Annotated in this window: 28 protein-coding genes and 1 tRNA gene; 8 read left to right on the plus strand and 21 right to left on the minus strand. The window is 65.7% G+C overall.

The window, feature by feature from the left end:
* Positions 1-125: 125 nt before the first annotated feature.
* From ATB98_RS11685 to rplU, 12 genes are all read right to left on the minus strand, one after another.
* Complete coding sequence (locus ATB98_RS11685; protein WP_066873742.1) at positions 126-1,451, minus strand: S41 family peptidase; 1,326 nt, start codon at positions 1,449-1,451, stop codon at positions 126-128.
* The gene (locus ATB98_RS11690; RefSeq protein WP_066873744.1) at positions 1,441-2,874 is read right to left on the minus strand and encodes a murein hydrolase activator EnvC family protein; all 1,434 of its coding nucleotides are present in this window, start codon (positions 2,872-2,874) and stop codon (positions 1,441-1,443) included. Before ATB98_RS11690 ends, ATB98_RS11685 begins: the two co-directional genes overlap by 11 nt.
* 169 nt (positions 2,875-3,043) lie before the next feature.
* On the minus strand, positions 3,044-3,526 hold the full coding sequence (gene rlmH / locus ATB98_RS11695; RefSeq protein ID WP_066873746.1) for a 23S rRNA (pseudouridine(1915)-N(3))-methyltransferase RlmH: 483 nt from the start codon (positions 3,524-3,526) through the stop codon (positions 3,044-3,046).
* 162 nt (positions 3,527-3,688) lie between these two features.
* Positions 3,689-4,180 carry a ribosome silencing factor gene (gene rsfS, locus ATB98_RS11700; RefSeq protein ID WP_174551904.1) on the minus strand — a complete coding sequence of 164 codons (492 nt, stop codon included), beginning with the start codon at positions 4,178-4,180 and terminating at the stop codon, positions 3,689-3,691.
* A gap of 142 nt (positions 4,181-4,322) precedes the next feature.
* On the minus strand, positions 4,323-4,916 hold the full coding sequence (locus tag ATB98_RS11705) for a nicotinate-nucleotide adenylyltransferase (protein WP_066873926.1): 594 nt from the start codon (positions 4,914-4,916) through the stop codon (positions 4,323-4,325).
* Positions 4,917-4,984: 68 nt separating this feature from the next.
* Positions 4,985-6,268: a glutamate-5-semialdehyde dehydrogenase gene (locus tag ATB98_RS11710; protein ID WP_066873748.1), complete on the minus strand. Its 1,284-nt coding sequence runs from the start codon at positions 6,266-6,268 to the stop codon at positions 4,985-4,987.
* Entirely contained in the window at positions 6,261-7,442 is a 1,182-nt protein-coding gene (gene proB, locus ATB98_RS11715; RefSeq protein WP_066873750.1) for a glutamate 5-kinase, read from the minus strand. The genes ATB98_RS11710 and proB overlap by 8 nt, the downstream gene beginning before the upstream one ends.
* Before the next feature lies 1 nt (position 7,443).
* On the minus strand, positions 7,444-8,454 hold the full coding sequence (obgE, locus tag ATB98_RS11720; RefSeq protein ID WP_066873752.1) for a GTPase ObgE: 1,011 nt from the start codon (positions 8,452-8,454) through the stop codon (positions 7,444-7,446).
* Positions 8,455-8,570: 116 nt separating this feature from the next.
* Entirely contained in the window at positions 8,571-9,155 is a 585-nt protein-coding gene (locus ATB98_RS11725) for a GNAT family N-acetyltransferase (RefSeq protein ID WP_066873754.1), read from the minus strand.
* Complete coding sequence (locus ATB98_RS11730; RefSeq protein ID WP_066873756.1) at positions 9,152-9,784, minus strand: GNAT family N-acetyltransferase; 633 nt, start codon at positions 9,782-9,784, stop codon at positions 9,152-9,154. The genes ATB98_RS11725 and ATB98_RS11730 overlap by 4 nt, the downstream gene beginning before the upstream one ends.
* A 130-nt stretch (positions 9,785-9,914) precedes the next feature.
* Positions 9,915-10,184, minus strand: a complete 270-nt coding sequence (gene rpmA / locus ATB98_RS11735) for a 50S ribosomal protein L27 (protein WP_026615463.1) — start codon at positions 10,182-10,184, stop codon at positions 9,915-9,917.
* A 33-nt stretch (positions 10,185-10,217) separates the two neighbouring features.
* Positions 10,218-10,592, minus strand: coding sequence for a 50S ribosomal protein L21 (rplU, locus tag ATB98_RS11740; RefSeq protein ID WP_066873758.1), 375 nt, complete (start codon positions 10,590-10,592; stop codon positions 10,218-10,220).
* A gap of 304 nt (positions 10,593-10,896) precedes the next feature.
* On the opposite strand from rplU, the gene ATB98_RS11745 reads away from it, so the two are divergent.
* Positions 10,897-10,986: transfer RNA gene (locus ATB98_RS11745), tRNA-Ser, on the plus strand.
* A 185-nt stretch (positions 10,987-11,171) separates the two neighbouring features.
* Positions 11,172-12,437 (plus strand): hypothetical protein, encoded by a 1,266-nt coding sequence (locus ATB98_RS11750; RefSeq protein ID WP_153435935.1) that lies wholly within the window; start codon positions 11,172-11,174, stop codon positions 12,435-12,437.
* A gap of 73 nt (positions 12,438-12,510) precedes the next feature.
* Here the strand turns inward: ATB98_RS11750 and ATB98_RS11755 are convergent, their stop codons facing one another.
* Positions 12,511-13,017, minus strand: a complete 507-nt coding sequence (locus ATB98_RS11755) for a hypothetical protein (protein WP_066873762.1) — start codon at positions 13,015-13,017, stop codon at positions 12,511-12,513.
* Positions 13,018-13,359: 342 nt separating this feature from the next.
* Between ATB98_RS11755 and ATB98_RS28915 the strand changes: the two genes are divergently transcribed.
* The 4 genes from ATB98_RS28915 to ppa all read left to right on the plus strand — a co-directional run bounded on the left by ATB98_RS28915 (position 13,360) and on the right by ppa (position 17,097).
* Positions 13,360-13,521 (plus strand): hypothetical protein, encoded by a 162-nt coding sequence (locus ATB98_RS28915; RefSeq protein ID WP_153435934.1) that lies wholly within the window; start codon positions 13,360-13,362, stop codon positions 13,519-13,521.
* A 139-nt stretch (positions 13,522-13,660) separates the two neighbouring features.
* Entirely contained in the window at positions 13,661-15,487 is a 1,827-nt protein-coding gene (gene typA, locus ATB98_RS11760; protein ID WP_066873764.1) for a translational GTPase TypA, read from the plus strand.
* Positions 15,488-15,881: 394 nt separating this feature from the next.
* Positions 15,882-16,388 (plus strand): GNAT family N-acetyltransferase, encoded by a 507-nt coding sequence (locus ATB98_RS11765; RefSeq protein WP_066873766.1) that lies wholly within the window; start codon positions 15,882-15,884, stop codon positions 16,386-16,388.
* A 175-nt stretch (positions 16,389-16,563) separates the two neighbouring features.
* Positions 16,564-17,097: an inorganic diphosphatase gene (gene ppa, locus ATB98_RS11770; RefSeq protein ID WP_066873768.1), complete on the plus strand. Its 534-nt coding sequence runs from the start codon at positions 16,564-16,566 to the stop codon at positions 17,095-17,097.
* Here the strand turns inward: ppa and ATB98_RS11775 are convergent, their stop codons facing one another.
* The 8 genes from ATB98_RS11775 to hemC form a co-directional block, all read right to left on the minus strand.
* Positions 17,098-17,418 (minus strand): DUF167 domain-containing protein, encoded by a 321-nt coding sequence (locus ATB98_RS11775; RefSeq protein ID WP_066873770.1) that lies wholly within the window; start codon positions 17,416-17,418, stop codon positions 17,098-17,100. It abuts the gene before it with no gap.
* Positions 17,419-17,715 (minus strand): YggT family protein, encoded by a 297-nt coding sequence (locus ATB98_RS11780; protein WP_153435933.1) that lies wholly within the window; start codon positions 17,713-17,715, stop codon positions 17,419-17,421.
* A gap of 364 nt (positions 17,716-18,079) precedes the next feature.
* Positions 18,080-18,808, minus strand: a complete 729-nt coding sequence (locus ATB98_RS11785) for a glutamine amidotransferase (protein ID WP_066873774.1) — start codon at positions 18,806-18,808, stop codon at positions 18,080-18,082.
* A 2-nt stretch (positions 18,809-18,810) separates the two neighbouring features.
* Positions 18,811-19,293: a tellurite resistance TerB family protein gene (locus ATB98_RS11790; protein WP_066873775.1), complete on the minus strand. Its 483-nt coding sequence runs from the start codon at positions 19,291-19,293 to the stop codon at positions 18,811-18,813.
* A 98-nt stretch (positions 19,294-19,391) separates the two neighbouring features.
* Complete coding sequence (locus ATB98_RS11795) at positions 19,392-20,972, minus strand: heme biosynthesis protein HemY (protein WP_066873777.1); 1,581 nt, start codon at positions 20,970-20,972, stop codon at positions 19,392-19,394.
* A gap of 21 nt (positions 20,973-20,993) precedes the next feature.
* A complete protein-coding gene (locus ATB98_RS11800; RefSeq protein ID WP_066873928.1) occupies positions 20,994-22,253 on the minus strand; it encodes a COG4223 family protein in 1,260 nt (419 codons plus the stop codon).
* Between the two features lie 235 nt (positions 22,254-22,488).
* Positions 22,489-23,196, minus strand: coding sequence for a uroporphyrinogen-III synthase (locus ATB98_RS11805; RefSeq protein ID WP_066873779.1), 708 nt, complete (start codon positions 23,194-23,196; stop codon positions 22,489-22,491).
* A gap of 4 nt (positions 23,197-23,200) precedes the next feature.
* The gene (gene hemC / locus ATB98_RS11810) at positions 23,201-24,130 is read right to left on the minus strand and encodes a hydroxymethylbilane synthase (RefSeq protein ID WP_066873781.1); all 930 of its coding nucleotides are present in this window, start codon (positions 24,128-24,130) and stop codon (positions 23,201-23,203) included.
* A 175-nt stretch (positions 24,131-24,305) separates the two neighbouring features.
* Between hemC and tsaD the strand changes: the two genes are divergently transcribed.
* Together tsaD and ATB98_RS11820 are read left to right on the plus strand one after the other, a co-directional pair.
* Entirely contained in the window at positions 24,306-25,409 is a 1,104-nt protein-coding gene (tsaD, locus tag ATB98_RS11815) for a tRNA (adenosine(37)-N6)-threonylcarbamoyltransferase complex transferase subunit TsaD (RefSeq protein WP_066873782.1), read from the plus strand.
* A 10-nt stretch (positions 25,410-25,419) separates the two neighbouring features.
* Positions 25,420-26,409: an NAD(P)H-dependent glycerol-3-phosphate dehydrogenase gene (locus ATB98_RS11820; protein WP_066873784.1), complete on the plus strand. Its 990-nt coding sequence runs from the start codon at positions 25,420-25,422 to the stop codon at positions 26,407-26,409.
* Positions 26,410-26,412: the final 3 nt, after the last annotated feature.

Here is a 26,412-nt window from a genome sequence, read left to right on the forward strand (position 1 = left end):
CAAGCCGTCGGCAGCGGGCGAGGGGTGCAAGGAGAATCATCGCACATCCGGCTATATCGCCGATGGATAATAGAAAGGCGCCGGGTTGAACAGCCCGGCGCCTCCGATCGGTCCCGTTACGGACCTTATTTCTTGAGCACGGCCTGTTCCGGATTGGCCGGGAAGGCCGGATCCGTCTTCTTGCCGTGCAGCAGGTCGAGTGCGTAGTTCAGCTGCAGGTCGTCCTTGGTTTCCGGCGGCACGTAGGCAACCGAGCCGGAGCCCTCGTCGCCCTCGTTCTGGCCCTTGATATGGCCGCGCAGATCCGACTCGCCCTGTGCTTCCACCTTGCCGAGGAGTTCGGGCGGCAGCGGCTGCTCGACCTTGATGTCCGGCGTGATGCCGGTGCCCTGGATCGACTTGCCGGACGGCGTGTAATAGAGCGCCGTCGTCAGCCTGAGCGCGCCGGCGTCGCCGAGCGGAATGATCGTCTGCACCGAGCCCTTGCCGAAGGAGCGCGTGCCGAGCACGGTCGCGCGCTTCAAGTCCTGGAGCGCGCCGGCGACGATCTCCGAGGCCGAGGCCGAGCCGCCATTGACGAGCACGATGACGGGCTTGCCGTCGATGAGGTCGCCCGGCGTCGCATTGAAGCGGCGCGTCTCGTCCGGGTTGCGGCCGCGGGTCGAAACCACTTCGCCACGCTCGAGGAAGGCATCCGAAACATTGATCGCCTGGTCGAGCAGGCCGCCCGGGTTGAGGCGCAGGTCGAGGACATAGCCCTTGAGCTTGTCCGCCGGGACTTCCGACTTGATCTTGTCGATGCCCTTCTTCAGGTCGTCGAAGGTCTTCTCGGTGAAGGAGATCACCCGGAGGTAGCCGACGTCGCCGCCTTCGACACGGAACTTGACCGCGCGCACGGCGATCACGTCACGCACGATCGTCACTTCGATCGGCTTTTCGGCGCCCTTGCGCAGGATCGTCAGCTTGATCGGCGTTCCGACGGCGCCGCGCATCTTGTCGACCGCTTCCTCGAGCTTCAGCCCGCGGACATCCTGGCCGTCGATCTTGGAGATGAGGTCGCCGGCGAGCACCCCGGCGCGGGCGGCGGGCGTGTCGTCGATGGGGCTCGTCACCTTGACGAGATCCTCTTCCATCGTCACCTCGATGCCGAGGCCGCCGAACTCGCCGCGCGTCTGCGTGCGCATGTCTTCGGCATCGGTCGCGTTCATGTAGCTCGAGTGCGGGTCGAGCGACGAGAGCATGCCGTTGATGGCGTTCTCGATCAGCTTGTCGTCCTGAGGAGGCGTCACATATTGCGCGCGGACGCGCTCGAAGACATCGCCGAAGATCGCCAGTTCCCGGTATGTCGACGAATTCGCCGCCACGGCGGGGATGGCCGCCGAATAGACGACGCCCATTGCCGTCGCCCCCATCAGCGCCCCGACCAGAACAAGTGAAGCTCTACGTATCATTTCGCGCCTTTCCAACCTCTGCTGCGGTCCACCACGGTCGGGAATCAACCGGTTTCCCGTCTTTTCGGAATTCAATGTAAAGCGTTGGCCGGTCCGTTTCCAGCGCCAAGGCCGCCGCACTCGCGACTCTTTTTGCACCCATCGTCGCCACCGGCTCCCCCGCCACGACGAACTGCCCCGGCCGGACGCCGACGCTCTCCATGCCGGCAAGAACGATGTGATATCCGTCACCGGCGTTGAGGATGATCATCTGTCCGTAACTGCGGAAACTGCCGGCATAGACGATCCACCCGTCCGCCGGCGTCGTCACCAGTGCGCCTGCATTGGTTTCGAGCATGATCCCCTGCAGTGAATGCCCGGTGCCGTCCGCGTCGCCAAACTGGCGCACGAGCGAACCCGCGACGGGATAGGCCAGCCTCGCCCGCAACTCCGAGAAGACGTATGCCGGTGCAATGCGGTTTTTGTCGGGCACGGCGCTTCTCGCCCGCTCGCGCGCCGCCTCGCGCTCGGCCTCGGTCATCCGCCGGCGCTCCTCCTCCTGAGCCCGTGCCGCCGCGGCCGCCTCGCGCACCGACGAGATCTCGTTCTCGATCGAGGCGATCAGGCCCTCGAGGTTGGTCGCCTGCGAGGCGAGTTCGCCGGTCTTGCGCTGTTCGGCCGCCAGTTCGGTCGCGTTCTGCCGGCGCAGCTTCTCCTTCTCGGCGACGAGCATCGACATCCGCCGCTCCTCCTCGACGCTCGCCGTCATCGCCGCCGTCAGTTCGCCGCGTTGGGCGTTGATGCCGTTGCGAATGTTTGCAAGCGCCTTCAGGTCGGCGACGAGGCTTTCCGTCTGCTCGCGTATTTCCGGAACGACGGCGCCGAGCAGAATGGCGCTGCGGACCGAGGCAAGCGCGTCCTCCGGCGTCACCAGGATCGCCGGCGGCGGATTTCGCCCCATCCGCTGCAGCGCGGCGAGCACCTCGGCGAGCACCCCGCGCCGGCCGCGGAGCGACCGCCGCACCACATCCTCCTTCGCGCGCAGCTCGTTGAGCTTTCTTTCGCCATCGGCGATCTGCCGTTCCAGCTCCTGGCGCTTCCTCGCCGATTCGACGATGGCGTCGCGCAAGGCCTCGTTGCTCTTGTCGATTTCGGCAATCGTCTGCTCGAGCGCCTCGGCCCGTTCGCGAGAGAGCGTGATCGTCTTCGACAGCGCCTCGAGCTCGCTGCGCGTGCTGTCGCGCCTGAGCGCAAGATCGGCGGCCGGGTCCGGCGGGCCCTGCTTTGCCGCGGCGGGCGCGGCAGGCACGCTCACCGCATCCTGGCCAAGCACCGGCGCGGCCGTCGAAAGGAGCAGGGCGACAAGGGCCACAAGGGCCACCGGTCGGCCGACGGCGCTCGGCCTCGTTCCCGTCACATCGGCTCTTTTCTTCCGGGCTCTCATTCCGTCACATGCATGGCGATAAAGTTAGGAGACCCTAATCTGATTTGGGGGGCCCACCAAGACATATTCTTGTTATTGCTTCGAGAGCGCTGCTTGTCATGGCTGGGGGGCGCCCCTCATCCGGCCTGCCGGCCACCTTTTCCCGATGAAAAGCCGCGGCTCGAGTCGTTCACGCACGGTGATAGGGGTGGCCGGACAGAATGGTGACGGCCCGGTAGAGCTGTTCGGCGATCAGGATGCGGACGAGCTGGTGCGGCCAGGTCATCTTGCCGAGGCAAAGGACGGCGTCGGCGCGTGCATGGAGGGCCGGGTCCAACCCGTCGGCGCCGCCGATCGCGATCATCAGATCGCGCTTGCCGCCGTCCCGGAAGCCGCCGAGCAGGGCGGCGAAGGCTTCCGAATCCACCGCCTTGCCGCGCTCGTCGAGGAGCACCAGCAGGCTGCCGTCGGGAAGCGCCTTTTCGAGCTGTGCGGCCTCGTCGCGCTTGCGCGTCTCCGCGTTGGCGGCGCGGCTCTCGCCCACCTCCACCACGCGCGCGAGTTCAAGGCCAACGGCCGGCCCCGCCTTGGCGAAACGGTCGAGATAGCGGCCCGCAAGGTCCTTTTCCGGCCCCGCCTTGAGGCGGCCGACTGCGAAAAGTCCGATACGCATGACCCGAACTGCCCCCACCGGTGCGCGGTCGACCAAGATTTTCGACCGGCAAAACTCTTCTTGCTGCCATTGACCCGTCCGGGCAATGACAGCCGCATTGCAAATCCGGCACCGGTCGTCGCTCCGTCCCGAGGCTAACGGGTCAGGTACGGGCGGCGCGTCTCAGTGCAGGGTGCCGTCCTCGATCTCGGGAGCCGCCCACATCTTTTCGATGTTGTAGAACTCCCGGATTTCCGGCCGGAAGATGTGGATGATCACATCGCCGGTGTCGATCAGCACCCAGTCACCACCCTCGAGACCCTCGACCCGCGGGGTGCCAAACCCCTCGTCCTTCAGGTCCGTGGTCAGGTGATCGGCAATCGCCATGACATGCCTGTTCGATCGCCCGGAGACGACGACCATGAAGTCTCCCAGCGCCGATTTTCCGGCAATGTCGATGGTAACGATATCCTCTGCCTTTGAGTCCTCTAGGCTTTCGAGGACCAGTTGAAGCGCACGGACAGCGGCTTCGTCGCTCGATTCCGTGCGGCGCGGGATTGCGGAGATCGCATATCCCTTGGCGTGTGCTGTTGTCAGGGTCTTTCCTTTCCAAATGAACAGAACAAGCACGTGCGATTCGAGGTCATAATTCGAACCGTCCGTAAATGTAGGCACCAAACCCCACCTGTTTCAAGACACGAGACATGAATCGCCGCAATTGACCCGGATTTGGTTTGCTGCCTGTTTCTCAAGAGCGGGATGCACTCGCATGCGTTCGCGCCTCCCCTTATCTGTTTGTTGCCGCATTCGTGCGACGTCAGGCGCGCGGCGGCGCCGTTGCGCGCAGCGCCGTCGAGCTCAAGCCCGAGCGGGGGCCGTGGATGAAGGTCCAGGCGGGCGGGCGGCGGAAGGCGAGGGTCTGCGCATCGACCTCGTCGATGCGGGCGTAGCCGAACGCCCTCGCCATCGGGGACGAGAGATAGGCAAGGGTGGAGCCCGGCCGGTCGATGACGGCGATCGGGAAGGTGGCGACGATCTTGCGCCAGTTCTGCCAGCGGTGAAAGTTCTTCAGGTTGTCCGCCCCCATGACCCAGACGAAGCGCACGTCGCGATTGCGGGCCCGGACGATTTCGAGCGTGCGCGCCGTGTAGCTCTGGCCGAGCGCCTGCTCGAAGGCGGTGACCTTGATGCGCGGGTTGGGGGCGATCTTCTCGCTCATGGCGATGCGTTCGCTGAGCGGCGCGAGGTTGCTGTTGTTCTTCAGCGGGTTGCCGGGCGTCACCAGCCACCAGAGCTGGTCCAGCGCGAGCCGGCGCAAGGCCGTCTCGGCGACGAGCGCATGGCCCTCATGCGGCGGATTGAAGGATCCGCCGAAAAGGCCGACCGTCATGCCGCCTTCGACATGGGGCATGCGCAGGTAGCGCGCATCCACTGCGCCCGGCGTCAGGTCACTTGCCGTCGTCAGGTCACTCGCCGTCGTCAGGGCCGCACCTGTCCCGTGCCGCGCACGCGATATTTGAACGAGGTGAGCTGCTCGACGCCGACCGGCCCGCGCGCATGCATCTTGCCGGTGGCGATGCCGATCTCGCCGCCCATGCCGAACTCGCCGCCATCGGCAAATTGCGTCGAGGCATTGTGCAGGAGGATGGCGGAATCGATCTCGGAGAAGAAGCGCTTGACGACGGCCGGATCCTCGGCGATCACCGCTTCGGTGTGGGCCGAGGACCAGGTGTTGATGTGCTCGATGGCGCCGGCAATGCCGTCGACCAGTTTCGCCGAGATGATGGCGTCGAGATATTCGGTCGCCCAGTCCTCGTCGCGGGCACTCTTCAAGCCGGGAGCGAGATCCTTGAGATCGTCGGTGACGCGCACCTCGCAGCCGGCATCGACGAGCGCCTGGAGGAGCGGCTTCGCGAGCTTGCCGGCGGCGTTCCGGTCGATCAGCAGCGTTTCGGCGGCGCCGCAGATGCCGGTGCGGCGCATCTTGGCGTTGACGACGATCCTCTGCGCCATGTCGAGGTCGGCCGAGGCGTCGACATAGATGTGGCAGAGGCCCTCGAGATGGGCGAAGACCGGCACCCGCGCCTCGGTCTGGACGCGGGCGACGAGGCTTTTTCCCCCGCGCGGCACGATCACGTCGATCGCGCCCTCGAGGCCCGAAAGCATGGCGCCGACGGCGGCGCGATCGGCGACCGGCACCATCTGGATCGCGTCTTCCGGCAGCCCCGCGGCCCTCAGCCCTTCGGCGAGGCAGGCGTGGATCGCCCGCGACGAGTGGAAGCTGTCGGAGCCGCCGCGCAGGATCACCGCATTGCCGGCCTTGAGGCAGAGCGCGCCGGCATCGGCCGTGACGTTCGGCCGGCTTTCATAGATGACGCCGATGACGCCGAGCGGCGTGCGTACGCGCTCGATGTGCAGGCCGTTGGGGCGGTCCCATTCGGCGATCACCTCGCCGACCGGGTCCTTGAACCCGGCGATCGCGCGAATGCCGTCCGCCATGTCGCGGATGCGGCCGTCCGTCAGCGTCAGCCGGTCGATGAAGGCCTTGGCGACGCCGGTTTCGCGCGCGTTTTCGAGATCGATGGCATTGGCCGCGAGGATTTCACCGCTCCTGGCGATCACCGCATCGGCGATCGCGACGAGCGCCGCGCGCTTGCGCTCGGCGCCGGCGATCGAAAGCGGTCGGGCGGCCGCTTTCGCACGCCGGCCGATCTCCAGCATGATCGCGTTGACGTCGTCGCCGTTCTCGATTCTGTCAGGCATGGAGCTTGCCCTCTCTTTCATCCTTTTCCTCCTGGGCCCTCGCGGCGGCCGGGGCGGTCATCACCATGTCGTCGCGATGCACCATCGCGGCGCGGCCGGCATAACCGAGGACCACGCCGATTTCGGCCGATTTCTTGCCGGCGATCTGGCGCGCCTCGTCCGCGTCGTAGCCGGCAAGCCCGCGCGCGACCTCGCGGCCGGACGCGCCGAGGATGGCGATCGTGTCGCCGCGGCTGAAGCTTCCCGTCACCTGCCGGACGCCGGCCGGAAGCAGGCTCTTGCCGGAGCGGAGGGCCGCTTCGGCGCCGGCATCGATCGCGACGGAACCCGCCGGCAGAAGCTGCCCGGCGATCCAGGTTTTTCGCGCGGTCACCGGCGATCCCGACGGCGCGAACCAGGAGGAGCGGGCGCCCGCTTCGATGGCGGCCAGCGGATGCTCCGGCTTGCCGGAGGCGATGATCATCGCGCAGCCGGCGGTGGTGGCGATCTTGCCGGCGTCGATCTTGGTGCGCATGCCGCCGCGCGAGAGCTCGGAGGCGGCACCCCCGGCCATCGCCTCAATCTCGGGCGTGATCTCGGCGATCGTCTCGAGGAAGCGGGCATTCGGGTCGAGATGCGGCGGCGCGGTATAAAGCCCGTCGATGTCGGAGAGGAGCACGAGCAGGTCGGCACCGACCATGGTCGCGACCCTTGCGGCGAGCCGGTCGTTGTCGCCGTAGCGGATCTCGGTCGTCGCGACCGTGTCGTTCTCGTTGATGATCGGCACGGAGCCGAGCTTCAGCAATTGTCCGATCGTCGCGCGGGCATTCAGGTAGCGGCGGCGCTCCTCGGTGTCGCCGAGCGTCAGCAGGATCTGGCCCGCGACGATCGCATGGGTGGACAGACTTTCCGACCAGGCGCGCGCAAGCGCGATCTGGCCGACGGCCGCGGCCGCCTGGCTTTCCTCGAGCTTCAGGGCGCCCGAGGCGAGGTCGAGCACGGTGCGGCCCATCGCGATGGCGCCGGAGGAGACGACGAGCACCTCGACGCCCTTGGCCCTCAGCGCCGCGATATCGGCGCACAGCGCGTCGAGCCAGGCCTTCTTCAGCCCGCTCTTGCGGTCGACGAGGAGGGCAGAGCCGGTCTTGATGACGACCCGGCGGTATTTCTCGAGCGCCTTGCGGGTCTTCGTCATCTCACGCCTTCTCCTCGCCGGCCTTGGCGGCGGCAATCACGTCGCGCAGCGCCCGAAGCGCCTCCTTCATGCCCTTGTTGGTGACGGCGGAGATGAGGAGCGGCGGCGCGCCGCAGGCCTTGGCGAGCGCCTTCGCTTTCGCCTTCAGATCCTCGTCGGTAAGCACGTCGATCTGCGTGAGCGCGACGATCTGCGGTTTTTCCGCCAGACCGCCGCCATAGGCCTCGAGTTCGTGCTTCACGGTCCTGTAGGCCTGGGCGACATCCTCCTCCTGCGCGGAGACGAGATGCAGGAGCACGCGGGTGCGCTCGACATGGCCGAGGAAGCGGTCGCCGATGCCGACGCCCTCATGGGCGCCCTCGATCAGGCCCGGGATGTCGGCGATGATGAACTCCTGCTCGTCGATGGTGGCGACGCCGAGGTTCGGGTGGAGCGTCGTGAACGGATAATTGGCGATCTTCGGCCTTGCCCGGGTGCAGGCGGCGAGGAATGTCGACTTGCCGGCATTCGGCAGGCCGACGAGACCGGCATCGGCGATCAGCTTCAGCCGCAGCCAGATCGTCTTCTCCTCGCCCTCGAGGCCGGGATTGGCCCAGTTCGGCGCCTGGTTCGTCGACGACTTGAAGTGCGCATTGCCGAAGCCGCCATTGCCGCCGGCGGCGAGCCGATAGCGCTGGCCTTCCTCCACCATGTCGACGATAAGCGTCTCGTTGTCCTCCTCGAAGATCTGCGTACCGACGGGGACCTTCAGCGTCACGTCGGCACCCTTGGCGCCGGTACGGTTGCGGCCCATGCCGTGCATGCCGGTCTTCGCCTTGAAATGCTGCTGGTAGCGGAAGTCGATCAGCGTGTTGAGGCCGTTGACCGCCTCGACCCAAACATCGCCGCCGCGGCCGCCGTCGCCGCCGTCAGGGCCGCCGAACTCGATGAATTTCTCGCGGCGGAAGGAGACGGCGCCCGCGCCGCCATCCCCGGACCGGATATAGACTCTTGCTTCATCGAGGAATTTCATCGGCTCGCCATCTCATTTCAGTAGGCCGCCATCGATATAGGCGCTTCCCGCAGAGGTCAAAGATTATCGTGTAAAAAGAACCCGCCGACGCGTGGCTCCGGCGGGTTCTCGCGTGTTCAATTCGGCCGCCGGAGGTCCTCGGCCGTCAGCCGCGTTTCGATATGCGCCACCATTGCATTGCGGGCGAGCGCATAGATCTGGCTGCAGCCGGTGATCTTGAAGCCGAGCTTCTCCTGCACCTTGAGCGAGGCGGGATTGTCGGCGAAGACGCCGGACCGGAGCACCGCCTCCGGCATGTGGCAAAAGAAGCGCTCGACCGCGGCATGGACCGCCTCGCTCATCAGCCCCTTGCCCCAATGGAAGCGGTTCAGCCAATAGCCGACATGCCATTCGCCGTTCCTGAGCTCGATGCCGACGCAGCCGATATGGACATCCTCGCCCGTGGTGACGGCGAGGGTCCAATCGGGCAGCGCCCTGGCGCTCTGGCGGGTGAGCCAGTCGAGTGCGTCCTGTTGGTGATAGGGCGCCGGCACGCGCGAAAGCATTCGCGCGACCTCGAAGTCGCCAAGCGATCCGGCGATCGCCGGCGCATCGGAAAGCCGGTGCGGCCGAAGCTTCAGCCGCGCCGTCTCGATCGAGGGGCAGGGGCCGGGATCATGACGCGCGACGACGCGCGCGCGTTCAGAAACGTGCGCGTTCATCGGCTTCCTCCCCAGCTCCTGAGCGATACCCAGGTCTTGCGGTCGAGCCGGTACCACTCGACCGGGACCATGCCCCCGACAGCGAGGCTGCCGACCATGCCGGAGCCCTGGAACTGGAAGCCGCACTTCTGGATGACCCGGCGCGAGGCGACGTTCATGACCCGGCAGCGCGCATCGATCTGGTCGATGTCGCGGGTGCGGAAGGCCATGTCGGTCAGGGTTTGCGCGGCTTCCGTCGCATAGCCCTGGTTCCAGTAGGGCTCGCCCAGCCAGTAGCCGAGCTCGACTGTCCTCTGGTCGGAATGCGGCTCGATCCCGCAGCAGCCGAGGAATGCGCCATTGTCCGCTTTCGTGATCGCGTAGACGCACTTGCCAATCGTGCCGGCTTTTGCGCGTCGCACGAAATCGGCCGCATCCGCCGTGGTGTAGGGGTGCGGCATGCGCGAGACCATGGTGGCGATGTTGGCGTTGTTGGCAAGATGGGCAAGGGCGTCGATATCGTCTTCATGCGGCGCACGCAAAACGAGCCGGGGCGATAACAATATCGGGCAGTCGGTCCTTGACCTTAGAGGCCTCAGCCTTTGTTCGGGAGACCGGGATTGGTCTTCCCTCAAGAGCTCGGTTTGCATGGTTCTTCCTCCAGACATGCGAAAAGGGGAGTTGGGTACCGTCCCATCTCCCCTTTGAAGTCTGGCCTTGAACCTTGCAGGTGCGTCAGCCGGGTCGATGAGACGCCGGCTGTTTTAGAGCGCTACCGGCTTATTCCGCTGCTTCGGCTTTTGGCATTACAGACACGTAGACTCGGCCGTTGGCCTTCGTACGGAAGTCCACGTTGCCTGCCGTAAGCGCGAAAATCGTATGATCCTTGCCCAGGCCGACATTGGCGCCGGCATGCCACTTGGTGCCGCGCTGGCGCACGATGATGTTGCCTGCAACGACGGCTTCGCCGCCGAACTTCTTCACGCCAAGGCGCTTGGACTCAGAATCGCGACCGTTGCGCGACGAACCGCCAGCTTTCTTGTGTGCCATTGGTGTTCTCCTTTAAACCTTCGATCCCGGAACTCAGTTTGCGGCTTCTTCGGCGGCGGCTTCGGTCTTCTTCGAAGCCTTCTTCGCCTTGCCGCCGCTGGCTGCGACGTCCAGGATGCGGACGGTCGTCTGATGCTGGCGATGGCCGCGCGAGCGCTTGGAGTTCTGGCGGCGGCGCTTCTTGAAGGCGATGACCTTCTTGGCGCGGCCCTGTCCCACGACCTCGGCGCTGACGACGGCACCTTCGACAAACGGAGCGCCGATGGTGGCATCGGCGCCGGTGCCGACCATCAGGATCTCGGTGAATTCGATCTTGTCGCCTTGGACGCCTTCCAGCTTCTCGATGGTGATGACGTCGTTGGCCGCCACGCGGTACTGCTTACCGCCGGTCTTGATGACTGCGAACATATTTTGTCCTTTCATGTTCGGTCCGGCTCTTTGCCTTAAAAAGGCAAGGCCGTCTTTTTATCAGTCGTTACATTAGAGCGAAGCGCCTCGGGAAACCCTCGACCTTCGCCAGTGAACGGGCACGAACACCCGGGTCGCGGCGCGGGATGACCCCACACCACCTCATGGCGCGGATTACGGGAGTCGCCCTTGCTTGTCAAGGCGGAAGCCGCCCGATGGCAGATATTCTTCCAAAGAGCCCTTGCCAGCGGCAAAAACTGCCGCTATGTACCGCCCGCGCTCAAACAGCGCCAACCGGCCCCGCGGAGAGGTGGCAGAGTGGTTGAATGCACCGCACTCGAAATGCGGCATGGGTGCAAGCCCATCGGGGGTTCGAATCCCCCCCTCTCCGCCATAGGCAAATCTCGGCGATCGCCCCAAATGCGGATCTGTCCCCAGCTCACACCCGGGATGCCGTCTGGCTCACACGCTTAGTTACGGCTGACGTTTCGCGCGGAGATTCTTTCCCGCGTCCGTTTACTCATCAGTCATGTGGAACCGGTATTTCTCGCATAACTTGCCGAGAGGCGCGCTCTTACCATGGACGTTGTCGGTTCAGAGCACCTGCAGGCTAGGAAAGGTGTGCCACAATTCTACCGAGGCGGCGACATGGAAGCTTTAGCTTATCGAATTCTACAGATCGGAGAATTAGGCTCGCTCGCGTTGGCATGGGCGGTCCTATTCGTCTCGGCGGCGGCCGCCCTGGCTTTCACAAAGTACGAACTTAAGCTCAGCCGGCCAGCATACTTCCTGATAACGGGTCTGTCGTTCCTCCTTTGTGCAATGACTTCGCTTTTTGCTCTTGGAATCCAGGACGCCATTAAGAATGACTACCTCGCGGCAATCGTCGCCCTGAGCTATGGTTCGCTAATCCCAATCGGGGCTCTTGCCGGGATCAGCGCAGCGGCGCGGTCGAACGATGCTTATGGCACGCGAGACAAGTGGTTCCTGTCCTTTGTCCCATTCGCGAACCTGGCCTTGCTGTTCGCGGCGTCCCTGGAAAGGCCGGAATCGGGTATCCCGCGGGTCGTGAGGAGCATCGTGCTCGTCACGTTGGGCGTCCTGATGATGGGAGCAGCAGAAGGGGTTAGCCGGTGGGTCGAGAGGCAGGCGGCTCAGGCAGCCGACGGAGCACAGAATGATGCGCAATTGCAAGATAAAGTCATCCGGTACGAGGTGCAGAATAATGGCTTGGAGGCATCTCTGAAGGAAGCGGCGGAAGCCATTCCCGTGCCAGCGAAGCTCGATGCCATCACCAGCCTGAAGGCGGTAGAGGTCGACAAGGAGACGTTCCGTTACGTTTATGAAATTTCGGATAAAAACGCCAATTTTTCCAGTAGTTGGCAGGATATAATGACAAATAGGTGGTGCAAGTCGCCGGACTTCAAGGCGATGATCGACTTAGGCGCAACCGTCGAAGGAAAGTACGTATCGCAAGACGGACAACAGCTTGCCAGCTTGCGGGTCAGCACGGCGTTGTGTGAGCAATGGCGATCCCAGTTCCAGAAGGCCATGGAGGACGCCGCCAACGCCATAAAGGGACCGACCAAGCTCGATGAGGTCACCACATTGATGGGCGCCGACTACAAGGACGGCACCTTCAGCTACTACTACACGTTTGCTTTGCTGCCGCGGGATCCTGCGTGGAAAGAATACATGAAGAACAGGTGGTGCCAGACTGATCAGTTCAAGGCAATGATGGCGGTGGACCTCGACATCCGCGGTGTCTACACGACCGAGACCAACGCGCCGATCGGCGAGGTTCTTGTCAATTCAAGGATATGCGGCACCTCAGCGCTCAATTAGACCGGGATGCGCTCACATGCGTTCGCGCCTCGTGCGGTGCCCTGGCCTGGCGCCGGCGACACAGCCTTTCGCGTTATTCTCCTGCATTCCTCTTCAGCCACGGCTCCAAGGCCGCGATTACCGATAGTCTCAGACTGGCGTTGCGGGTGAGCGCGCGGGCGAGCGGGCGACCGTCGGGCGGGAAGCCCAGCTCGGCCATTACCTCGTCGGCTTTCAGCCGGCGCCGCGCCATTATCGACCGGATCGCGGCCACCGTCGCGGGAAGCAGGTAGCGGCCGCTGGCGATCGGCGCGGCCAACAGGTCGGCCGGACAGACGGTGGAGGGGGCTGCGTCGGCCGGGGGGAGCGCGCCGGTGGCGGCGAGCCAGGCGAGGAAGCCGTCGCGCTCGGCGTCGCTCGCCTTCAGCCAGGAATTCTTGAGCTTCTCCAGCCGCGTGCGCTCGGGCTTCAGGCCGGCAAGCACGAGCGCCTGGCGCAATGACGGGATCCGGCCGGCCGCGAAGGCGGCGTGGAGGTCCGGAAACTCGGCCTTGAGCCGCTGCAGGTGATAGGCCTCGTCGCGCTTCGTCTTCTTCGCCATCGTCTGCTCCGAAGGTGATTTCCGTCGTCCGAAAGCGCCGCGCTCGAATGCATTCAGGCGACGCGCTTCAGGGCCCTGCTTTCATGCCTGTCGTGTCGCAAGACCGCTGCACCCTTTCGGGCGACAGGCATTAGAGCATTTTGCATGGAGGTGGAATCACCTGACGGCGCACGAATGCGGCAAAAACAGACAGATGAGCGGCGCGAACGCATGGGACCGCATCCCGCTCCAGCGCGCAGAAGGGCGGCGCGAGCAAATGCCGCGCTCAAGTTTTGCGCAAGTCAGCCTTCCTATCGTCGCGGGCACGGCCGGAATGCAATCCGGCGAAGGAAGGACGATGAGATGTCTGACGATGTTGAGCCTTACAGCGACCCGCAGGACGCGGCCGTTGCGCTGTTTCTCCTGAACAATGACGGCGACGAACTGACCGATGTCCTGGTCGCCGCGCTCGAGGACGCATTGCGCATCCTCGACGAGGAGTGGCCGTCGCGGACCATGCATTGAGGCGACGCCCAAGCGGCAATGTGCGGCTGAGTGACCCCTCTGGCCCCTTTCGCGATCGCAAAAAAACCTGTATGAGCGCGGCAACTGAAAAAGCGGTGCCCGCCTTGCTGCGCGTGCCCAGAACTTTCCGAGAGAAAAAATGAGCATTCGTAACATCGCGATCATCGCGCACGTCGACCATGGGAAAACGACGCTCGTCGACGAGCTTCTGAAGCAGTCGGGCGCGTTTCGCGACAACCAGCGCGTCGCCGAGCGCGTCATGGACTCCAACGACCTGGAAAAGGAACGCGGCATCACCATCCTCGCCAAGGCGACCTCGGTCGTCTGGAAGGGCGTGCGCATCAATATCGTCGACACCCCCGGCCACGCCGATTTCGGCGGCGAGGTCGAGCGCATCCTCAACATGGTGGACGGCGCGATCGTGCTCGTCGATGCCTCCGAGGGGCCGATGCCGCAGACGAAATTCGTCGTCGGCAAGGCGCTGAAGGTGGGGCTGAAGCCGATCGTCGCGATCAACAAGATCGACCGCCCGGATGGCCGTCACGAGGAAGTCATCAACGAGGTGTTCGACCTCTTCGCCAATCTCGACGCGACCGACGAGCAGCTCGACTTCCCGATACTCTACGGTTCTGGCCGCGACGGCTGGATGAACGTCAATCCGGAAGGGCCGAAGGACCAGGGCATGGCGCCGCTCTTCGACCTCGTGCTGAAGCACGTGCCGGAGCCGACGGTGGCCGAAGGCCCGTTCCGGATGATCGGCACGATCCTCGAGGCGAACCCCTTCCTCGGCCGCATCATCACCGGCCGCATCCATTCGGGCTCGGTCAAGCCCAACCAGTCGGTCAAGGTTCTGGCGCAGGACGGCACGGTGCTCGAATCCGGGCGTATTTCGAAGATCCTCGCCTTCCGCGGCATCGAGCGCCAGCCGATCGAGGAAGGCCAGGCGGGCGACATCGTCGCGATTGCCGGCCTCACCAAGGGCACCGTCGCCGACACCTTCTGCGATCCCTCTGTCACCGAGCCGTTGAAGGCGCAGCCGATCGATCCGCCGACCGTCACCATGTCCTTCATCGTCAACGATTCGCCGCTTGCCGGCACTGAGGGCGACAAGGTGACCTCGCGCGTCATCCGCGACCGGCTGTTCAAGGAGGCGGAGGGCAACGTCGCGCTGAAGATCGAGGAATCCTCCGAGAAGGATTCCTTCTACGTTTCCGGCCGCGGCGAACTGCAGCTCGCGGTGCTGATCGAGACGATGCGCCGCGAAGGGTTCGAGCTTGCCGTCTCGCGGCCGCGCGTCGTCATGCACAAGGACGAGAGCGGCCAGCTTCTCGAGCCGATCGAGGAAGTGGTCATCGACGTCGACGAGGAGCATTCCGGCGTCGTCGTGCAGAAGATGTCGGAGCGCAAGGCCGAGATGGTGGAACTGCGTCCGTCGGGCGGCAACCGCGTCCGCCTCGTCTTCTTCGCCCCGACCCGCGGCCTCATCGGCTACCAGTCGGAGCTTCTGACCGACACGCGCGGCACGGCGATCATGAACCGGCTGTTCCACGATTATCAGCCCTACAAGGGCGAGATCGGCGGCCGCATCAACGGCGTGCTGCTCGCCAATGAGCCGGGCGAGGCGGTCGCCTACGCGCTCTTCAACCTCGAAGACCGCGGCCCGATGGTGATCGAGCCGGGCGAGAAGGTCTATGAGGGCATGATCGTCGGCATCCACACCCGCGACAACGACCTCGAGGTCAACGTCTTGAAGGGCAAGAAGCTCACCAACATGCGCGCCGCCGGCAAGGACGAGGCCGTCCGCCTGACGCCGCCGATCCGAATGACGCTCGAGCGGGCGCTCTCCTGGATCCAGGACGACGAGCTCGTCGAAGTGACGCCGAAGTCGATCCGGCTGAGGAAGCTCCACCTCGACCCGCACGAGCGCAAGCGCTTCGAGAAGGCCCGCACGGCCGGCGCGGCGTAAGCGGCCTTCTTATTCTTAGGGGGACGCCCCTCATCCCGCTGCCGCGACCTTCTCCCCGTTCTGACGGGGAGAAGGGGTATGCCGCGCCGTTAAAGTCCCCGGCGAATACGGAAATAAACCACGGTGCTGCCCGCGAACTCCCTTCGCCCGTCTTTACGGGGCGAAGGTGGCCGGCAGGCCAATCGAGGGGCAAACACATGCCCGTCCGCCGCGTTTGCAAACCCCGGAGCGATCCGGGGTTTTTTGCTGTGTGTGCCTTTCGCGACCGGCTTGCGGACAAAGTTAAAAAGGCGTTAACCTTCGGCAAGAAGCCGTTAAAGTTGCCTGTGGGTTAACGCCAGGCGGCGGGCCGGCGGGATTCCGGTTCGGCGGAGCGTGTGGTTAGAGTCGAGTCATGAAGACTGTTTCGATCGAGGTCAGGCCCGGGGAGCCGCATGAGGCGGCGGCGATCGCCGACGTGCATCGCGTTTCCTGGCTGCAGACCTATGGCGGTCTCATCCCGCACCGCCCCCTGGTCCGGATGGTCAACCGCCGCGGCGAAACGTGGTGGCGGAAGGCGACGCGGGGGCCGGCGACGCTGCTCGTCGTCGACGTTGCGGGGACGATAGCCGGCTATGCGACGCTGGGCTTGAGCCGGGCGCGGGCGCTGCCGCAGGAGGGCGAGATCTACGAGATCTACCTGCGCCCGGAATATCAGGGCATCGGCCTCGGCCGCATCCTCTTCGGCGAGGCAAAGAGCCTCCTCAATTCGCTCGGCTGCGAGGGCCTCGTCGTCTGGTGCCTCGAGGACAGCGAGCTCGCCTATAACTTCTTCCTTTCGGCCGGCGGCCGCGATGTCGCCGAGGGCATGGAAGACTTTGGCGAAAAGCACCTGAAGAAGGTCGGCTTCGTCTGGAAGTGAGTGCTTCCACCGTCTCTGCGCGTTCCACGGTAGGCGGACGCCCCGGCGCGGCTTCGCCCACATTTGGCCGCGTCGTCCGCCTAGAGCAATCTGCCCGTCGGACGAAAGTCATGTTGCATCGCGGCATGTTTCCCTTTATCCGACGGGGCGACTTTTCAATAACCTGGAGGTGCTCATGCGGATCGACGCGATTTCCATCGGAAAGAATCCACCGGAAGATGTCAATGTGATCGTGGAAGTCCCCGTCGGCGGGCATCCGATCAAGTACGAGATGGACAAGGAGGCCGGCACGCTGGTCGTCGACCGCTTCCTCTATACGCCTATGACCTATCCGGGCAATTACGGCTTCGTCCCGCACACGCTTTCCGATGACGGCGATCCGATCGACGTGCTGATCTGCAATACGCGTCCGCTCATCCCGGGCTGCGTCATCAATGTCCGGCCGATCGGCGTGATGATGATGGAAGACAATTCCGGCAAGGACGAGAAGGTCATCGCCGTGCCGTCGGGACATCTCACCAAGCGTTACGACAAGGTGCACGACTATACCGACCTGCCGGAAATCACCCTCAAGCAGATCGAGCACTTCTTCGAGCACTACAAGGATCTGGAGCCCGGCAAGTGGGTGAAGATCTTCGGCTGGAAGGATGCGAGCGTCGCCCGTCAGCTGATCGTCGAGGCGATCGAGCGCGCCAAGGCGAAGAAGTAATCATTCCGTCCCGCCGACGAGTTCGGCGAGGCGTTTCCTGATCTCCTCCGGGTCGGCCTCGATCCGGAGGATTTTTTTGCGCTGCGTGTCGCCGGAGACGAGCGTGATCCGGTTCCTGGCGATGCCGAGCGCCTTGGCGAGGACGATGACCAGCGCCTCGTTCGCCTTGCCCTTTTCCGGTACCGCGCGCACCCGCACCTTGAGGTGCTCCGCGCCGTCGGCCGCCGTTTCAAAGCCGTCGATCGCGTCGCGGCCGCCGTTCGGCGTCAGCCGCACGGTCAGGCGGACATGGTCTTCGTGGCTGGTCAGCGCCGCGTGCACTTATATGCCGATCACCGCCGAAGCGACCGTGGTGTTGAGGAAGTACCAGATGAAATAGAGGATAACCAAAACGACCAGCGGCGAGAGATCGACGCCGCCCATGTCCGGCAGCACGCGGCGGATCGGCCTGTAGAGCGGCTCGGTCAGTTGATAGAGCGAGCGGCCGATCATGTTGATCGCGTGGTTGTTCACGTTGATCACGTTGAAGGCATAGAGCCAGGAGAAGATGGCCGAGGCTATGATCAGGAACCAGGCTATGTTGATAATGAAGTTCAAGGTTGCGATGACAGCAATCATGCCAGTCTCCAATTCGTTGTCTACCGACATGTAGACATTGGGAACTGAACGGGCAAGTGCGCTGCGGGGCGCGGCGCGATCATGTTTGGAGCATTTTGCAGCCAGGTGGAATCACCTGACGTGGCACAAATGCGGCACAAACAAACAGATGGAGCGGCGGCCTCTTCCGGGCGAGGGGCGTCTTTCGCTTGCCGCGCATCTTCTTTCTATGTTGGGGGTGATCGTACCGTTGGAGAAGGCCCCTCATCCGCCTGCTGGCACCTTCTCCCCGTTTTGGCGGGGAGAGGGGACACGCGGCGCCGCCTCAGCCCCTTCTCCCCGTCAAAACGGGGAGAGGGCTGGGGTGAGGGGCATTTGTTGCCACTCAGGGCGTTTCTGTCGCCTCGCCGCGCAGGAAGATCAATTCGAGGAAATTCTCCATCCAGGTGCGCAAGGGGTGGTCGTGGAGCATCCGGCCCTCGAGATGCGCCTTGCCCATCTGGGCGCCCGGGAGGACGAAGCGGTGGGCGCCGTGCACGACCCAGCGGTGCATCATCGCCCGCGTCAGCTCGCCGTGGAACTGGATGCCCCAGGCGTTCTCGCCGTAGCGGAAGGCCTGGTTCGGGTAGGTATCGCCGGTTGCCAAGAGCTCTGCCCCCTTGGGCAGGTCGAAGCCCTCGCGGTGGAAATGATAGACCATGGCCGGCCAGTCCATCAGCGCCCTGCCGGCCTCCGTGGCCCGCAACGGATACCAGCCGATCTCGGTCATGCCCTCGTGGTGGGGCGCGACCTTGCCGCCGAGATTGCGGGCGAGCATCTGCGCCCCGAGGCATATGCCGAGATAGGGCTTGTTTTCGAGAAGCGGCACCGACAGCCAGTCGATCTCGCGGCGGACGAAGTCCTCCTCGTCGTTCGCGCTCATCGGTCCGCCGAAGATGATCGTGCCCGAGTGGCCCTCGAGCGTCGGCGGCAACTCGTCGCCCAGCGCCGGGCGGCGGATATCGAGCGGGAAGCCCTTCTGCTGCAGAATGTGGCCCACCCGGCCAGCACTCGACCGCTCCTGGTGGAGCACGATGAGGACGGGTCTTTTGGCGTCGCTCGCTTCCTGCGGCATCGTCAGCTTTCCTGTTGCGCCTCGTTGTCCTCCTCGATGTCGATCTTGGCGGCAGCTTCCCGCCGTTTCAAGACCCGGTCGCGCCCGGAGACGCCGAGCAGGTCGGCGATCCGCCAGATGGCGTGGTCTTCCATCTCGCTGCGCTTGCCGTCGGCATAGACGATTTCCCACAGCATGCCGACGAGTTCGATCCGTTGCTCCTCCGAAAGGTGGCGCTTGATCTCCGCGGTGAAGCGATAGAAGTCGATCGCCTCGTTTTCGGCCGTCTCTCCCGCCTCGATGAGCGCATCGAGGGCTGCTTTGTCGAGCCTGTAGTGCTCCTTGATGAGCTTGCGCATCTTGCGGCGCTCGGAGAAGCGGACCGCGCCGTCCGCCTCCATGACCTGGAAACAGAGCCCGATCACGGCAATGCGCGGATCATCCTTTTCGATCCGCGGGCCGGGTCCCGTCAATCCTTCGAGAAACGCTCGAAACCGTTCAAACATGTCTTCCTGCCCGCAAGCCCGATCAAGTCCAAGAGTTGAGACGCGCGATGGCCGGCGGAAAGCCGAGGCGACTTTCCGTGATCGCGCGCTATCGAAGTTCAGAAAAGCCGCAAGCCGGCCTTGTCCTTGTTCCCCGCGGCCGGGTCGCGGACGCCCGGATCGTCCGGCGGGCGGCCGAAGAAGGGATCCGGGGCCTCTTCGGGCTCTTTTGCCTTGCCGGCTGCCTCGCTCGGCTCGCTCTGTTCCGGAACCCGGATCGCCGGCTCGGCTTCGATGGTGGCCGGGGGCTTGGCGGGCTCCGGCTCCGGTGCCGGGGGCGTCGCCGATACCGGCGGCAGGCTGCGGATCGCCTCGTCGGCGTTCGGATGACCGTCTTCGGTCGCGCCCGAAAGCTGCAATGGCGGCGCCTTCCATTCGAAGGCGTCGAGCCGGCCGCTGACCGGCGAGACCGGCAGCCATGTCGGCGAGGTCACGCCGTCGGCGGTCCAGGCCGGGTCCCGCGGGCTGCGCAGCGCCTGCGCCATCCAGTGGCGGATGCGCCCTTCGTCGCCGGTATCCGCCTCCTCGATATCGGCGAGCAGGAGGAAGATGCTCTCGGTCGGCTCGAGCCGGGCGGCGGCCTCGGCCTTCTCCCGGGCGAGCGCAAGCTCGCGCGCCTCGAGCGCCGCCTCGGCGACCGTGGCGAGCGCGACGGCGTTGTTGCTGCGGATGGATTCGAGCCTTTTGGCGCGCTTCAGCCGGTCGACGGCGGAATCGCCGCCGCGCGCCCTGACATAGAGGCGCGCCACTTCCGGATGCGGCCCCAGCTTCCAGATCTTTTCGAGGATCGAGGCGCCCTTGCGGAGATTGTCCTCGCGAAACAGCGCCTTGGCGGCAATGAGGGCGGCGGGCACCAGGCTGTCGTCGAGCTTCAGCGCCGCCAACGCATCGTCGCGCGCGCCCCTGGCATCCCGGTCAAACTTCTCCATCGCCCGCGCGGTGAGGAGAACCGCCTTCTTGCGGTCCGCCTCCTTCTTTTCGAGAACACGGGCGGCGCGGCTCTGGTCGAGGAGCCGGATCGCCTCGTCCCACTCGCCGGCCTGGCCGCGATGATCGAGGGTGGCGAGCGTCGCCCACGGGAGGTGCGGCGCCTTTTCGGCGGCGCGCTCGGCATATTGGCGGGCGGCCTCATGGGCGCCGAGCCGCCTGGCCTCGAGAAAGAGCCCGCGCAGCCCGAGTTCGCGCGTCTCGGGATCGTCCGCCATCAGCTCGAATTTCTTGCGCGCGTCGTCGTATTTGCCTTCTATCAGCGCCGTCTGTGCCTCGAGCAGATGAATGAGCGGCTCCTGGTCGGCACTGATGAGGCTGCGCGTGCGAAGCGCCATCTTGCGGGCGAGGCTGGCATCGCCGGCGCCGGCCGCGATCAGTCCGGTCGACAGCGCCTGGTAGCCGCGATCGCGCTTGCGGGCGCGAAAATAGCGGGTGACGGTGTGCGGCGACTGCCAGACCGCGCGGACCAGCCAGATGACGATCAGAACCGCGGCAAAGAGCGAGATCAGGATCGACGCGGCGCGCATCAGGCTCATTTCGATGAGCTGCCCCTGCCAGATCAGCGACAACTCTCCCGGACGATCCGCAAGCCATGCAAAGCCGAGGGCAAGCGCGAGGACGAGGAGGATGAAGAACAGAATTCGGATCATGTGGTCTTCTTTCCTTGCCCCTTAGCCCTGCGTCCCGGTTCGCGTCATCGTCGCGGCGACGGCCGCATCGATGACGGACTCGACCTTGAGCCGGCGGTCGAGCTTGGCCTTGAACGCCTCGCCGGCGGATTTTGCCGGCTCGGGGAGGCTCGCCCATTCCAGCGATGCCCCCTTGAGGTCGCCGTTGTCGAGCTTGTCCTCGATGCGGGCGATCACCGCCTCCGGCGTGTCGCCCTCGACGCTGCCGACGGGGCGTATGCGGATGCCCGAAAGGGCGCTGGAATAGAGCCTGGAGAAGATGCCCTCATTCGGATCTGGCTGCTGGAGGGCGTCGAGCATCGCGTCCGCCGCTGCCGGGAAGCTCTCCCGGAGCTCCGTCCGCGTCGCGACGCCGGTTGCGGCGACCTCCGTCAGCTCCTTCACCGCCGCGTCCTCCGGCGCAACGCTGCGCAGGGCATCGAGCTCGGCGAGGAAAGGTCCGCCGCGGTCGATCGCCGTCTTCAGCGCGGTCACGGCCACGGCCTTCGCCATCTCGATGTCGTTCAGTGGTGCATTCAGCTTCTGTTCCGCCTGGTCGATGCGGCCGGCGAGCTCGGCTCTGGCGGCATCCGCCGCCTGCCGCGCCTCGGCAAGGGCGGTCTTCAGGGCAGCGATTTCACTGGTGAGATTGGTGACCTCGGCTTCGAGGGCCTTCACGTCAGGCGCTCCGGCCGCGCCCGGCTCGCGGGCCTCCAGCGCGGCGAGGCGGCTTTCCAGCGGGGCGACATCCACCGCCGCCGGCGCCGGCCGCGATTGCAGCTCGGCCTTGATCGCCTCGATCTCGCTCGCGAGGTCCTGCTCTACGCCGGGCCGCTGCGGACCGGGCGCCGGCACATAGCCGGCATATTGAAGGACGCCGGCGCCGGCGAGCGCCACCAGACCGCCGAGGATGCCGGCGGCGAGCGCGCCGGCACTCGTCGCCTGTTTCCGCTGCGGCTCGGGGGCGGCGCTCTCGCTCAGGTGCGGCGGCTCTTCGTCGAAGGCCGCCGCGGCGGCGTCGGCGCGCGCCTCCTCCGTTTCTTCCGTCGCTTCGGCCGCCGCCTCGGTTTGCACGGGCTCCGCTTCCGCCGCCTTGCCTGCCTCGGACGCCTGGCTCGCGGAAATCTCCGCCGGCTCGTCGGTCACTGCCTCCCGGTCGGCGAGGGACTCGGTCTCCTCGGCCGCGGTTCTCTCCGCCTCGAGGTCGATCGTCAGCGGTTCCTTCTCGGGTTTCGAGCGGCGCGGCGGCTTTTCCGATACCATGGTGACCTCTTGCTTCTCGTTGCCTTCGGGCGGCAGATCCAGTCGAAGCAGGATGCGGGTCAAACCGCATTCTCCTCTTCCTCTGACGCCAAACCTAGTCAGGGAAATCCGGCGGGGAAAGTCCCTGCACCCCCCTTTTTAGAAGAATCGCATCAGATGACCTCAGTCGCGGACCCGATGCGGGCGGGAATCCGCTGCCGACTGTGCTGATCCCGTCCTCGATCCGCATCGCGCGTCAAATCAACCGGAAAAGACTGTCCTCGTCGGGCGCTGCGGCGACCTCGGCGGCGATGCCGCCCGGCAGAACCTTCGCGGCTGACGCGCTCAGGCAGAGATAGCGGGCGGCGAAGGCGGCGGCGTCGACGCCGTTCTCGTCAAGGAGGGCGGCGAAGCGCCGCGCGGTCTCGCGCGAATAGAGGAGCACCGCGTCGAAAGCTCCGTTGCGGATGAGCTCGGCAAGCGTATCCGGCTGATGGGCGACCGGCGCCATCCGGTAGCATTCGACGGTGACGTGGTCGATCCGGCCTTGGCGCAGGCGGCGCTCGAGGCCGTCGGCGCGCGGCGACCCGGCGAGGTAGAGCAGCGTCCCGCCCGGGCGCATGCGGGCGGCAATCGTCCCGGCGAGGCCTTCGCCGGTTCCCGGTCCGGCGTGGATATCGGCAAAGCCGAGATCGGCGGCAGCGCGCGCGGTCGCGTCGCCGACCGAAAAGAGCGGTGTCGCGAGATGCGGGTGGAGCGCGGGTCCGAGTGCCGCGAGCACGCGGATTGCCTCGGCGCTGGTGACGGCGATCGCGTCGTGACGCCTGTCGAGCGCCGCCCGCACCACTGCCACAGAATGCTCGGCCTGCATCATCGGCAGGATGACCGCTTGGTGTCCTCTTGCTTCGAGCCTGGCCGCCGTCCTTTCGGCCGCCGGGTGGGGCCGGGTCACCAGCACGCGCATTGAATCAAGTCCAGCTCGAGAAGAATCCCGGTCCGGCCTTCGCCCGGATCCGTTCGCCGGCCTTGCGGCCGAGCTCCGCCGCGTCCGCCGCCTTGCCCTCGATCGCGATCCGATGGCAGGTGGTGCCGTCCGGCGTCAGGATCATCCCGGAAAAGCGGACATGCGTTCCGTCCGACCGGGCGTAGCCGGCGATCGGCGTGCGGCAGGAGCCGTCGAGCGTTGCGAGGAAGCCGCGCTCGCAGGAAACGGCCTGATGCGTCCTGGCGTCGTCGACCGCGGCGAGAAGAGCGTTGACGCGCTCGTCGCCGATGCGGCTCTCGATGCAGATCGCCCCCTGGGCCGGTGCCGGCAGGAACTCTTCCGGGTCGAGGAGCTCGGTCGGTACGTCGGCGAGGCCGAGCCTTTTGAGGCCGGCGTAAGCCAGCAGCGTGCCGTCGACCTGGCCTTCCGCGAGCTTGCGCAGCCGCGTTTCGACCAGGCCGCGATAGGTGATGACGTTGATGTCGGGCCTGAGCCGCCGGATCAGGGCCTGGCGGCGCAGCGACGAGGAGCCGACGGTGGCGCCCTGCGGAAGTTCCACGAGCCGCTTCGCGGTGCGGCCGACGAAGGCGTCGCGGACATCCTCGCGCGGCAGGAAGGCGGAGAGGATGAGGCCGTCCGGCAGCCGCGTCGGCATGTCCTTCGACGAATGCACGGCGAAATCCAGATCGCCCGACGACAGCTGCTGCTCGAGTTCCTCGGTGAACAGGCCCTTGCCGCCGATTTCCGAGAGCGCCCGGTCGGTGATCCGGTCGCCCTTCGTCGAAAGAACGACGACCTCGAACATTTCCGGCGGCAGACCGTGCGCGGCGGCGAGCCGGTCGCGCACTTCATGCGTCTGGGCGAGCGCCAGCGGGCTGCCGCGCGTGCCGATGCGGAAAGGTTTTGTTTGCATCCGTGGCCATCCGTTGTTACTGCATGGTTCCTTAAATCGGAATCGATTTAAGGACTAAACCATGCAGCACTTCAATGCGTTACAGCGTCCTTTGTGCGCCTGAAAGACGCACGGCGCCGGAGAGTTTCGTGTAGCCACCTTTCACGGCGACCGCAATCTTTGAGTATATCACGCGATGTCCCCGCCCTTGCGCATTCTCGGCATAGAGACAAGCTGCGACGAAACCGCGGCTTCGGTCGTGCTGCGCGATGACGAGGGCGGCGGCCGGATTCTCGGCGATGTGGTGCTGAGCCAGCTGGAGGAGCACAGCGCCTATGGCGGCGTCGTTCCCGAGATCGCGGCGCGCGCCCATGTGGAGGCCTTGGACGCGCTGATCGCGGAGGCGCTCCTGCGCGCCGGCGTGACGCTCCGGGAGATCGACGCGATCGCTGCGACAAGTGGTCCCGGCCTGATCGGCGGCCTGATCGTCGGGCTGATGACCGGCAAGGCGATCGCCCGGGCGACCGGCAAGCCGCTCTATGCCGTCAACCACCTCGAAGGGCACGCCCTGACGGCACGGCTGACGGACGGGCTTTCCTTTCCCTATCTGATGCTGCTCGTCTCCGGCGGCCACACGCAGCTCATCCTCGTCAAGGGCGTCGGCCGCTACGAGCGCTGGGGCACGACGATCGACGACGCGCTCGGCGAGGCCTTCGACAAGACCGCCAAGCTGCTCGGCCTTCCCTATCCTGGCGGGCCGGCCGTGGAGCGGGCGGCGCGGGCCGGCGATCCGGAGCGCTTCGATTTCCCGCGGCCGCTCGTCGGCGACGCCCGGCTCGACTTCTCCTTTTCCGGCCTGAAGACGGCGGTGCGCCAGGCGGCGCAGGCGCTGGAGCCGGTGACGGACAAGGATATCGCCGATATCTGCGCCTCGTTCCAGCGCGCCATCTCGCGCACGCTGAAGGACCGCGTCGGTCGGGGGCTGAAGCGGTTCAAGGCCGAGTTTGCCGCGGCCGGCGAGGCGGCTCATCCCGCTCTGGTCGTCGCCGGCGGCGTCGCCGCCAACGAGATGCTGAGGACGACGCTGCAGTCGCTCTGCGACGCGCTCGGCTTCCGCTTCGTTGCGCCGCCGCTCGCGCTCTGCACCGACAATGCGGCGATGATCGCCTGGGCCGGGGCCGAGCGGCTGGCGGCGGGGCTGCCGGCGGACGGTCTCGATGCGGCACCGCGCTCGCGCTGGCCGCTCGACAGCGAGGCTCAGGCATTGATCGGCTCCGGCAAACGCGGCGCCAAGGCGTGATGGATGGAAGATGGACGGTAATCCGAAGATCGTGGTCGTTGGTGCGGGCGCTTTCGGAACGGCGCTCGCGGCCGTCGCGGCGGCAAAGGAGAAGGCGGACGTCACCCTGCTTTCACGGCGGGAGGAGGTGGCTGCCGAATGCCGCCGGACCGGGCGCAACGAGGCTGTCCTGCCCGGCATCGAGCTGCCGGCCGGCCTTGCCTTCTCCGCCGATACCGCAGTTCTCATGGATGCCGATATCGTCCTCTTCGCCATGCCGTCGCAGGAGCAGCGGGCGGCGGCCCAGAGCTATGGCGCCTCCATCCGTACCGACGCGACGATCGTCACCTGCGCCAAGGGCATGGAGCAATCGACCGGCCGGCTCCTGACCGACGTGCTCGACGAGGAGCTCCCGGGCCACACCATCGGCGTGCTCTCGGGTCCCGGATTTGCCGCCGATATCGCCAAGGGGCTGCCGACGGCGATGGTGGTCGCGGCAGCGGACGGCGATGTCGCCGCGGAGCTTGCCGGCATCCTGTCGGGGCCGACGTTCAGGCTTTATCCATCGGCCGACCGCATCGGCGTGCAGCTCGGCGGCGCCCTCAAGAACGTGCTGGCGATCGCCTGCGGCATCGTCGAAGGGGCGGGACTCGGCGATTCGGCCCGCGCGGCGCTGATCTCCCGCGGGCTTGCGGAAATGTCGCGCTTCATCGCTGCGAAGGGCGGCGAGGGGGATACGGTGCGCGGCCTTTCCGGCCTCGGCGACCTCGTGCTGACGGCGACGAGCCACCAGTCGCGCAACCTGCGCTTCGGCATTGCGCTCGGGCGGAACGGGCGTTCCGACGGGCAGGGCGGGGAACTCGTCGAGGGCGCCTTTGCCGCGTCCGTCGCCGCTCGCGTCGCGAAGGACCTCGGCGTCGACATGCCGATCACCGAGGCCGTCGCCGCCATCATCGAGGGAAAACTCGACGTCCGCACGGCGCTCGAACAATTGATGTCGCGGCCGATCACTCAGGAATAATCC

The organism is Sinorhizobium saheli, assembly GCF_001651875.1.
Lineage (GTDB): Bacteria > Pseudomonadota > Alphaproteobacteria > Rhizobiales > Rhizobiaceae > Sinorhizobium > Sinorhizobium saheli.